Raw genomic sequence first — 11,890 nt, forward strand, 5'->3', positions numbered from 1 at the left:
ATACATTTTGCACAAAAATGGATTGTATCTTTGAAATGCCGGGGTGAAAGATTATGATACATATATGGGAAGATGTTGGGGAGAAAAGCACCCACCTATGAGCAAGCTCATTCGGTTTAGACCTTTTGACCCTGATATCATGGAAAATATTTATTTGGAGGGTTAGTAATGAATCAGAAGATACAAAACCGCGCACAGCGGAGAAGGGCGAACAGACATCACGTAAAAAGGGCAACGGCATTTGCACTGGCAGGACTGATGGCAACATCAGGCATATCCCTGCCGGCGGGAACATTTGCATATGGGGCGGAAAATAACACCCTGCTTGCATTTGCAGGCGCAGAAGGCGGTGGAAGATTTGCAACCGGCGGACGAGGATATGATGTGTATGTCGTTACAACACTGGAGGATTACGGAAAAGGTGAAACACCGGTAGAAGGGTCTTTGCGTTATGGCATCGAAGAATTTGCCAAAGATAAAGGCGGAACGATGATTGTATTTAATGTGGGTGGTACGATAGAATTAAAGCAGACACTGACCTTTAAAGAAAGAAAAAATATTACCGTAGCAGGACAGACAGCACCGGGGGATGGTATTACCCTGTCCGGCTGGGATACAAATATCAGCAATTCTGAAAATCTGATTATCCGTTATATGCGTTTCCGTCCGGGTGCGGCAAATGTACATACCGGCGGAGATTCCATGGATGCACTCTGGGGAAGGGATAATAAGACTTTTATGATCGACCACTGTTCGTTTAGCTGGAATACCGATGAAACAGTTTCAACTTACCGCGGACAGGACGGAACAGTACAGTGGTGTATCGTATCGGAAAGTCTGACTGTTTCAGGACATTCCAAAGGCCGTCACGGATACGGCGGTATTTTTGGTGGCGACAATGTATTGTTTCAGAATAACCTGATTGCGAATCATACATCGAGAAATCCAAGAATCGGCGGCGGATGCATGGGCGATCCGACAAAGGATGGAGGCAGTACGGCAACACTGCAGTTAAGCAATAATGTTCTTTATAACTGGGGATATAACACCTGCTATGGTGGTGGTTATGCGTATACCAATTTTATCAACAATTTCTTAAAACCGGGACAGGGAACGAGAGAACAGGTTCGGTATCAGGTCATTGATATGGGTGAAGCCACAAAACCGGGCGGATTTTATGTAAATGGCAACTACATGGACGGCAATGCTGAAATTACCGCTGACAATGCAAAAGGTTCAAAAATGTCAGGCGTGACAGAAGGAGCCAATAAAACTGTAGTTTCAGAAACACCGTATACGGCAGAAGGATTTGACAGTGCCACCGTGACAAGTGCTGCGGACTGTTATGAACCGGTGCTTGCGCAGGCGGGTGCGACCTATCCGTACCGTGATGCCATTGATGCGAGAGTTGTAGCCGAAACGCGGACAGATTCGGGAAGATATGTGAATACAGAAGATGAGGTCGGCGGCTATCCGGCAAAAGAATCTGTACGGCCTGCTTCATTTGATACAGATATGGACGGAATTCCGGATACATGGGAAACGGCACATGGCTTAAATCCGAATGATGCAAGTGATTCCAAGAAAATCAATCCGGCAACCGGATATGCCTACGCAGAAGAATATTTTAACGGACTTGTTGAAAATGTAGAGCAGTCCGGTTATACGGCACCAAATCCGGATATTACCCTTGATTTACAGGATAATGCACAGTATGATGAAGGGCAGACAGTAACAGTGACAGCTGATGTAAAGGCAAACAATGGGGGAAGCATTGCAAAGGTAGAATTTTACAATGGTATACAGCTTGTTAAAACAGCAGATACCGCACCATTTACCTTTGATTATACGGGGTTGACAGACGGCACGTACAATATCACCGCTAGAGCCTATGATAATGATGGCAATCAGACCCAGTCATCTGTATCGAAGCTGCATATTAACAGCACAGCTGGCACAGGCGAGTGGACAAGCACTGATATTGGCAATCCGGGTGTAGCGGGAAATGCAAGTTTGGAAAATGGTGTGATGACAGTGAAAGGTGCCGGAAAATTAGGCGCATCAGAAGGCTGCGTATCCGGCAGTACCTATGCAGATGCCACAACCGATGATTTTCAGTATACGTATCAGCTTGTCAAAGGTGATGCAGAAATTATTACAAAACTGGATTCAGCAACAACCGTTGACAACCATGTATTTACCGGTGTGATGTTCCGTGAAAGCTTAGAGAGCGGTTCAAAGACGGCGGCACTCGGTATGTCAATGGTTAAAATCAGCAATGAAACCACATGGTCAACCTATCTTGCAAGCAGACTTGAAACAAACGGTAAAATTTCGGATATTTCTGAAACGATTGATTCGCCTGCAAATGCAGAAAAAGCGGGAATACCACTGGTAAGTGATTTGCATTTTAAGAGCGGTGCAGACTTTAACGGAACATGGTTTAAGTTGATAAGACGCGGCGATACCTTTACAGGATATGCATCTGATGACGGTGTAACGTGGACAAAGGTCGGTTCAAAGACTATTGAAATGGCACAAGACATTTATGTGGGATTTGCCGTAGATGCGAATAAAGCGGCAAACAGCCTTGAAAATTTAAGCACGGCAAAGTTTTCAAATATTGCGATTCATGAAGAATTTACAGATGTTGACTATAACCTTGAACACATTACAACAAGCGGTGCGGATTATGCGGCAGTCGGTACAGATTTTACAACGCAGCTTACGGCAGACAGCGGATATCATCTTCCGGATGCAATTGAAATTAAAGCAGGAGAAAATGTTCTTGCAAAGCAGGATTATACCTATGATGCCAAAACCGGAGATATTGTTGTAAAGGCAGACAGGCTGACATCCGGTGTAAAGCTTACAATTTCAGCACAGGCAGAAGAAGATGTTAAAATTGATTATACATTGCAGACCTACGGCGATACGGAAGATGTAACCGTGACACAGGATGCAGGCAGTATGACAATCAGCCAGACCGCAGAATCTGCAAGTATGGTTGGAAATAAGGGAACGGCAGGGAAAAATGTTTCCTACATTTTATTCCCACAGTCGAAAGAAGCGGCAAAAATGACGTTGAAATTAAAGGTCAATTCATTTAGCAATGGAAAATATTCCGGCGTGTATGCCGGTGCATTCCAGCCGGACGGAGATTACCTTTATAATTCAATCGGATTCAGAGGTACAGGTGATGTAAATGCCGTATCACCGTACTGGCTGAAAGCTTCCGGCAAGGCTGGAAACGGAAGTCCGAAGCAGGCATGGACAGAAGGGGCTGTTTATACGGTAAGCATTGAAAAGAAAGCAAACAATACCTATTATGCCACATTTCAGGAGGAAGGCAGCGCGGCTGTCAATGAAAAGACTTTTAAGGCTTCGGATTCTGCGCTGACACCGGATATTATGGCACAGTTCGGACTGGCAGTTTACAGTGCGGATGTCACAGTGACGGATATGGTGCTTTCCGATATGTCAGGAAATGTACTGTATGACCAGAATAGGGATAATTCAGGTCAGGAGGAAAGCGGATATAAGCCGCAGGTATCCGGTTCAGATTTGCTAACTGTTACCGGGGCGGGTTCTGTAATGAAAGCAGAACAGTCTGCAGAAAGCGGATCTATTACACAGAGTACAGGTGATGCAGGAGTCAATACAAGTTACATTTTACTGCCGGAAAATGATGCATTTGCATCTATGTCCATGACTCTTAAAATTACGGATTATTCGATTACGGGTCAGAATGCAAAAAGGACGGGTGTTTTTGTCGGTGCATTCCAGACTTCGGGTAAATATGCGTTTGCTTCATTGGGATTCAGGGGCTATGATTCATCGGTTGGAACCGATGCACTTTCGGGCTATTGGATGAAAGGCACTGGAAAAGCCGGAAACGGTTCACCAAAGTATGAGGTGGCAGCAGATAATAAATATAACGTAACCTTTACAAGAACCGAAAACGGCTATCTTGCCGAATTTGAAAGTCTTGGTAAGCCGCTGCTTGTCGATGCTAACGGCAATAAGACGTATTCAGATAAAAAGGAATTCAAGTGGAAGGATATGACACTGACAGCAGAAGATGCCGTATCATACGGACTGGCACTGGTTGGCGCCGATGTGGAAATTACCAACTGGGTGGCAAAGGATGCTGAGGGCAACATTTTATATAATCAGAAGGATTATTATAAAGATGCCGGAACAGCACCGGCTGTTACAGGAGTAAATACGCCGGTAATTTCAGAGGACCGTTCTTCCATTACGGTATCATGGAGCGGCGAGGGTGCGCAGTTAGACGGAAAGTACCGCGTAGAGGTATCACAGGATAACGGCGTAACTTATAAGGAGCTGGATACCACCGCTGAAACTTCTTACAGCTATGTACCGGAAAATTCAGGTGACTATCAGTTCAGAATTACAGGTGTCTGCGGCGGACAGGAAAGCAATTCTATGGAAACTTCGTCCGTACATTTTGTACTGCCGATGACAGCACCGTCTATTGGTGCAGAATCCGGAAATGCAGCAAATACGGTTACATGGTCTGCTGTGCCGGAAGCGGTCAGCTACAGAATTTACCGTTCAACACAGCGTGCAGAAGGCTATACAGAGATTGGAACATCAGAAAGCACGACATTTACGGATACCACTGTGGAAAATGAAGTCCCGTATTTTTATACGGTAGTGGCAGTCGGACAGGATAACGAAAGTAACCCGTCAGCGCCGGTATCCATTATGGCAACGGCAGGGCACACAGGCGAATACATGTTCGGTTCGCAGGCGGCACAGATGACGGTGCTTGAAAAGTCTAATGATACGGTAACGGGAAATGAAGCTGCTTTAAAGTTTGCCTATGACGAAGCCGGAAAAGTATCGGTGTATGCAGGAGATCGACTGCTGTCTGAAAAAGAAACGGCAGCAGGAGAAGCGGTGGATATAACGATTCCGTTACAGGACGGAAGAAATGCAGTAAAAGTTGTCTTTGAAAATACACAGGGCATAAAGACATACCGTAATTTTAACTTTGTTAAACTTTCATCATACGATATGGTTGTAGATGCTTCCGGTATCAGAACGCTTGACAGTGAGTCTGTACCGGTGTATACAACAGTGGCGGAAGCACTGGCAGCAGTGCCGGCAGACAATCAGGAACAGAAAGTTATTTTTGTAAAGAACGGTACGTATTACGAAAAATTAAGCATTACATCGCCGTATATCACTTTAATTGGCGAGGATAGCGAAAAGACCGTGCTGTGTTATGATGCGGCTTCGGGAAAAACAGACCCGGTAACGGGGGCAGCATACGGAACCTCAGGCAGTGCATCGGTTTCGATTGAAGCAGCGGCACACCATACATACATGGAAAATCTGACGGTTGCGAATACCTTTGATTATCCGAATGAAACGATTGAAGGCAAGCAGGCAGTTGCAATGCTTACAAGAGCAGATCAGCTTATTTTTAACAATGTACGGCTGACCGGATGGCAGGATACCTTACAGGCAGACGGCGGCGGACGCCAGTATTTTAAGAATTGTTATATTGAAGGAAATGTAGACTGGATTTTCGGCAGTGCACAGGCAGTATTTGACGACTGCGATATTGTCGCCAATGCGGCAGGCTATGTAACGGCGGCAAGTACTGAAAGTACAAAAACAACAGGCTATGTATTCATAAACAGCAGACTGCTTAAAAAATCAGATTCGGTGGCAGAAAATAGTGTGGCACTGGGCAGACCGTGGCGGTCAAATGCCTGTGTAACGTATGTAAAATGCTTTATGGACAGTCATATTAAGACAAAAGGCTATGATAATATGAGCGGCAATACCCACAGTGCAGCACGTTTTTATGAATATCAGTCCTACGGACCGGGCTTTGCGGTTAATACCGACAGACGACAGCTAGCCAAAGCAGAAGGAGAAGCATTGACAGTCAACGGGGTCTTTGCAAGGGAAGCAGGCGAAGGTATGGCATTTGCAGAAGGCTGGGATGCAGTAGCGGCATATGCGGCAGCCTCCGCAGATTACACAGAAAGCGGAGCAGTATCGGTAGATTTTTCGGAACTGGATAGGGCAATTCAGAATGCTGAGGGCTTAAACAGCGCCGATTACAAGGATTTCAGCACAGTTGAATCCGCATTAAATGCGGCAAAGGCACTTGACAGGACAACGGCAACACAGGAAGAAGTCAGCGTACTGGCACACAGGCTGATAGAAGCTGTGGCAAATCTGGAAACAATGACCCCGGCGCCGGAGCCAACACCAGACCCAGAGCCAACGCCAGACCCAACGCCAACGCCGGAACCGACACCAACACCGACACCAACACCGACCCCAGAGCCAAAACCAACGCCGGAGCCAACACCGACCCCGACGCCTTCAGAGCCGGACAATAACCAGCCGGGCGGTACGGGAGAAGCTGACGGCAGTCAGAATGGTAATGATAATCCGTCCGGCAGTGAAAACGGCGGAACCGGCGATGCAAACGGCACAGCAGAAGAAGGAAAGCAGGAAGACAACAACGGCACGTCCTCAGAAAATGATTCTTCTGAAAATGCAGCAGAAAATCAGCAGGAAAGTGTGCAGACAGCAGATAAAACACATTCCGTATGGTATCTTTTCGGTGCGGCAGTTTCAGCAATGCTGGCAGGATTTGCAGGCAGTAAGCGAAAGAAAAAGTCCGATGAAGAACTTTAAGAGTATTAAGAGCGACTTTAAAACAATAATTTAAAAAAGATAAAAATAACAGAAATCATATACCGCGTGCGGATAGGATTTCTGTTATTTTTTTTTAAAAGATGTATGAAGTCACGGACGGCGGATATCCTATGGATAAAAAGCGCAACCAGCGTAGAAATGAAATGAGGATTTATTTCGATGCAGACAATAAATACAGATAATATCAGGACAGAATTTTCAACCAGTGCGGATGAAAATATCCGCAGTATGAAAAAACAAATCCGCATTGAGGAGAATTTTGATATTTTAACGAGAGAAATTATAATCGGTGGAAAAAAGGCAGGATTCTTTTTTATAGATGGATTTGTGCAGGAAGATATGATAGAAAAACTGATGCAGTTTTTTTATTCACTCAAACCGGAAGATTTATCGGATGTGGATTCCTTTCTTGAAAAAGGCATGCCCTATACAGAAGTCAATAAAATTACTAAGCAGAGTGATGCACTGACGGCATTTTTTTCGGGAGTAACAGTCTGCTTTATTGACGGCTTTTCAGAGTGCCTGTCCTTAGACTGCCGGACGTATCCGATGCGTAGTGTGACAGAGCCGTGGAAGGATAAAGTACTTCGTGGTTCAAGGGACGGTTTTGTGGAAACACTTGTTTTAAACGCGGCACTTCTGCGCAGAAGAATCCGCGATCCCCAATTAAGTCTGGAGCTGATGGGGGTAGGCACACGCTCGCGTTCCGACGTTGCTGTCTGCTATATGGAGGATAAAGTCGACAAAAAGCTGTTAGACAGCATAAAAAGGCGAATTCAGGCAATACGTGTAGAAGCATTGACGATGAATATAGAAAGTCTTGCAGAGTGTTTATATGAGCATAAATGGATTAATCCGTTTCCGAAATTTAAATATTCAGAACGTCCGGACACCGCTGCTGCTGCGGTTTTGGATGGAAATATTGTGATTATGGTAGACAATTCACCGGCGGTCATGATTGTGCCGACTTCGATTTTTGACATTATTGAAGAGGCAGACGATTATAATTTTGCACCGGTCATCGGGACGTATTTAAGAATTTCAAGATTTCTGCTGACACTGGTTACAATGCTTCTGACCCCGACATGGCTGTTACTGATTGACAATCCGCAGTGGCTGCCGGAGTGGATGATGTTTATTACAGTGTCTGATGAGATTACCGTACCGGTGTTTTTCCAGCTGTTACTGCTGGAACTCTCCATTGACGGATTAAAGCTGGCAGCTGTTAATACGCCGACTCTGCTTTCAACACCGCTCAGCGTTGTTGCCGGTATTGTGGTAGGTGAGTATGCAGTCAGCTCCGGGTGGTTTAATGCAGAATCCATGCTGTATATGGCAGTGGTTTCGGTAGGCACGTATTCGCAGGCAAGCTTTGAAATGGGATATGCAATGAAATTTATGCGGATTATTCTGCTGTGTCTGACGGCGGCATTCAACCTGGCAGGATATATTGCGGGAATCCTTTTAATAGCGGCAACGATAGCTTTTAACCGTACCATGACGGGATGCAGCTATATTTATCCGCTGATTCCGTTTGATAAAAAAATGCTGAAACGCAAGCTTTTAAGAGTCCGTCTGCCACATGGAAATGAAAAATAGGTGTGTACAGGGAAGAGATTAAGCCCGCAAAGCGGGCTTGATTATTTTCTGTGCAATTTTGTGAAAATTGTATAGCATTAAAAAACTTTTTCAAAAATAAATAGCTTTAACTTTGTAAAACACGGCAGTATCTGGAAACGCTAAAGGTAATAAAAAATGCAAAAAACAATCAATTGTAGAAAGTGCATGAAAATACTTTTTGTATGTAGAAAATATGTACAAAATGCACAAATATATTTGTAAAAATTGCCGTTGACTTTTGGTTTGTAAAAAAATACAATGACTGCATTGTGCCGGCAAAGCAAAAATAAAGAGGAAAATCATTTCTCACATGAGATTTTTGTTTCGCAAAAACAAACAGGCAAAAACAAGGAGGTTTCACAAGGTGAAAGCGAAAAAGGGTTTAAAAAAAGTATTGGCATGGGGCATGAGTATTGTCTGTATGCTGGCAATGGTGCTTGCAGGCAGTCCTATGACGGCAAAAGCATCTGATTCTACATCATGGAATTTTAAAAATACCGGTTTTAAAAATCTGGGGACAATTTCCTCTACGGTAACAGTGGATAACCTGTCACTGATTGCAACATCGTCAAAGACCATGTCTGTGATTGCAAACAGTCAGACAGTGGATGGAACAGCATATACATATGCACTGGCTTTGGGCGGCAGCGGTTCGACAAGCTATCGTGCAGTCAAAGTACCGGTATCGGGAACAGACACCATTAAAGTAACCTGTATGAGTTCCGGCAGTGCGGCAAGAACACTCGTTGTGGCAGACGGTTCTGGAAATAAGCTTGGCACGATGAATGCAGGCACAACGGCTGCAACGGTTTCATATAATTATTCCGGTTCATCAGGATACGTGTACCTGTATTCCTCAAACAGCGGTATTAACATTTACAAGATTCAGGTGGACAGTTCTGCTTCATCCGGTTCTGGAAGTTCATCTTCCGGCAGTTCCACAACTGATACCAGCAACGGAACAGTCGTTACTTCTTTTTCAGAACTGACGGCGGCTGTGACAAAGGCTGAAAAAGCGGGCGGCGGCATTGTCTATGTGAAGGGCAGCAGTATCAGCTGTACGGCACAGCTTGCATTAAAAGCTTCTAATGCCAATGTATCTATTATCGGTGTAAAAAACAGTGACGGTACCTATCCGGTGTTAGACTTTTCAGCATTCCGTTCAGCTTATATCGGAAAAGCAACAACGGATTCAGAAGTCGGCATCCGCATTTCGGGAAGCAATTATACAATCAAGAACCTGATTATCCAGAAAGCACCGGATAACGGCATCCAGATTAAGGGAAGCAGCGCAGGAAACAATACGATTGAAAACTGCATGGTGCGTTACAACAATGATGCCGGGGTGCAGATTACAGGTGGTGCATATAGCAATACCATGCGTTTTGTATACAGCTACAGAAATTGTGATGTCTATACACTTGGTGGCAACGCAGACGGCTTTGCGCCGAAGCTTGGCGCAGGCAAGGGAAATGTATTCTACGGCTGTTATTCATGGGAAAATTCAGATGACGGCTGGGATTCTTACGATAAGGACAGCTTAACCTACAACCTGACATATACCAACTGTGCATGCTGGAACAACGGTGACCCGACCATTTTTACCGGGGAATACGATTATAATAACGGAAATGCGCTGGATACGGATTTACTTTTAGTAGAATTAATCAGCAAGAAGGATTCTTCTTTTGCAAGCAATTACAAAAAAGGAAAGTTCTCTCTGCCAGGCGGCAGCTTTATCCGCACCACACAGGGAACTTTAAGCATTGCAAACTGGAAAAGCAAATATGACGGCAATCCAAACGGATTTAAGTTCGGTTCAGTGAATACTACAAGCAGCTGTGTAAGAACCGTAACCAACTGTTTAGCCTTTGGACACAGCAGTAAAGGCTTTGATAACAATAACAGCTCCTGCACGGCATATTTAAGCAACTGCATTTCTTATGACAACGGCTACAATTATTATATGCCGCCGTTTACACTCAAGAAATTCAGCAATATCCTCAGCTTCTCAGGAGCATCTTCTAACAAGCTGCCAAGCGGATATACGGCTTCCATACCGTCTTCCTCAAAGCAGGCACAGATTAGAAGCACAGTCAATGCAACGGTAAGCAGTATTACAACACAGTGTAAGAACAATGTAATACCGGGAGAAGTATATTTTAATATTTTCAGTTAAGTAAATAGAAATGAAGTTGGGGCGAAAGCTCCCAACGAGGATGCCGGCACAGCAAAAGGCAGAAAATAAGCGTCACGGAAAAGTTTATGTTTCCGTGACGCATTTTTACTTTATAAATGTAGTGACAGTATTTCAGCAATACGCATTTGTAATATTCCCTTTCGTCTGATAATATGATGTAAAATTGATTTTTATATTGGAAAAGGAGAAATGCGAAAATCCATAAATTAAAGATTTTCGCATAACAGAATTGTGCCACAGGCGTCACAATTCTGAATTTATCGCAGAACTGAATAAATTCAGTCCGCGATTCTTCCGGCATTAAAATGCCTACAGAATAGGAGAATGTTATGAAATATATTGACCTGCACTGTGATACGCTCACAGAGTTAAAAGAAGGGGAAACGCTAGTCCGGAATCATAAAAATGTAGATTTAAAATCCTTGAAAAAGGGCGGGTGTGTGATTCAGTGTGCATCCATTTTTATTCCGACAGGGACGTATACGGGAGTGGACAGAAAAGAAGCCATACAGACAGAGTATGACCGTGTAGTTTCCGTTTATAAACGCGAATTAAATGCCAACCCAAAAGAACTGTACAGGGTTCTGACCCGGCGGGATATACCGGATATCCGGCAGAACGATAAAATGCAGGATTTAGGCACGGGTATACTGCTTACGATTGAGGATGGCGGCGTTATGGGCGGAGAAATGCAGAAATTATACCGTGCGTATGAAGACGGTGTACGCCTTGTAACCCTGACATGGAATCATGAAAATGAAATCGGATACCCCAACAGCACAGACCGGGATATCATGCAGAAGGGCTTAAAACCGTTTGGATTTGAAGTGCTTGAAGAAATGAACCGGCTCGGCATGGTAATTGATGTATCGCATTTATCGGACGGCGGATTTTTAAATGTGTCGGAGTTTGCAAAAAAGACAGGCATGCCGTTTGTAGCATCCCATTCCAATGCACGCGCCATAACGGCGCACCCACGCAATCTGCCTGATATGTATATAAGGAAGCTTTCGGAAGCGGGCGGCGTTATGGGCTTGAATTTTGCATCGCATTTTCTTTCGGATACACAGCCGCCGGACGGTGAAAGCCGTATCTGCGATATGGTTACACACATTCTGCATATCCGCAAAATTGCAGGCAGTGAGGTGCTGGCAATCGGTTCGGATTTTGACGGGGTGGAGAGCCGGATGGAAATTGACAGTCCTGCCAAAATGGTCATGCTGTATGAAACACTTCATCAGACAGGGCTTTCGGAGGATGAACTGGAGAAAATATTTTACAAAAATGCACAAAGAGTATTGACCGCTGTTTTACGATAATCCCGGTTTTATAATTTTTTTTATTTTTTTCCGCTAAATT

4 protein-coding genes are annotated in these 11,890 nt (G+C 44.4%); all 4 read left to right on the forward strand.

What is annotated here, in order from left to right; translation table 11 throughout:
• The first annotated feature begins 168 nt into the window (after window positions 1–168).
• Window positions 169–6,690, forward strand: coding sequence for a pectinesterase family protein (locus LI288_RS01650; protein ID WP_227089226.1), 6,522 nt, complete (start codon window positions 169–171; stop codon window positions 6,688–6,690).
• A 180-nt stretch (window positions 6,691–6,870) separates the two neighbouring features.
• Window positions 6,871–8,310, forward strand: a complete 1,440-nt coding sequence (locus LI288_RS01655) for a spore germination protein (protein ID WP_022433425.1) — start codon at window positions 6,871–6,873, stop codon at window positions 8,308–8,310.
• Between the two features lie 385 nt (window positions 8,311–8,695).
• Window positions 8,696–10,510, forward strand: a complete 1,815-nt coding sequence (locus LI288_RS01660; protein WP_227089227.1) for a right-handed parallel beta-helix repeat-containing protein — start codon at window positions 8,696–8,698, stop codon at window positions 10,508–10,510.
• Window positions 10,511–10,860: 350 nt separating this feature from the next.
• Window positions 10,861–11,850, forward strand: coding sequence for a dipeptidase (locus tag LI288_RS01665; protein WP_227089228.1), 990 nt, complete (start codon window positions 10,861–10,863; stop codon window positions 11,848–11,850).
• Window positions 11,851–11,890 lie beyond the last annotated feature (40 nt).

This window comes from Lachnospira pectinoschiza (assembly GCF_020564355.1).
GTDB classification, from domain to species: Bacteria; Bacillota; Clostridia; order Lachnospirales; family Lachnospiraceae; genus Lachnospira; species Lachnospira intestinalis.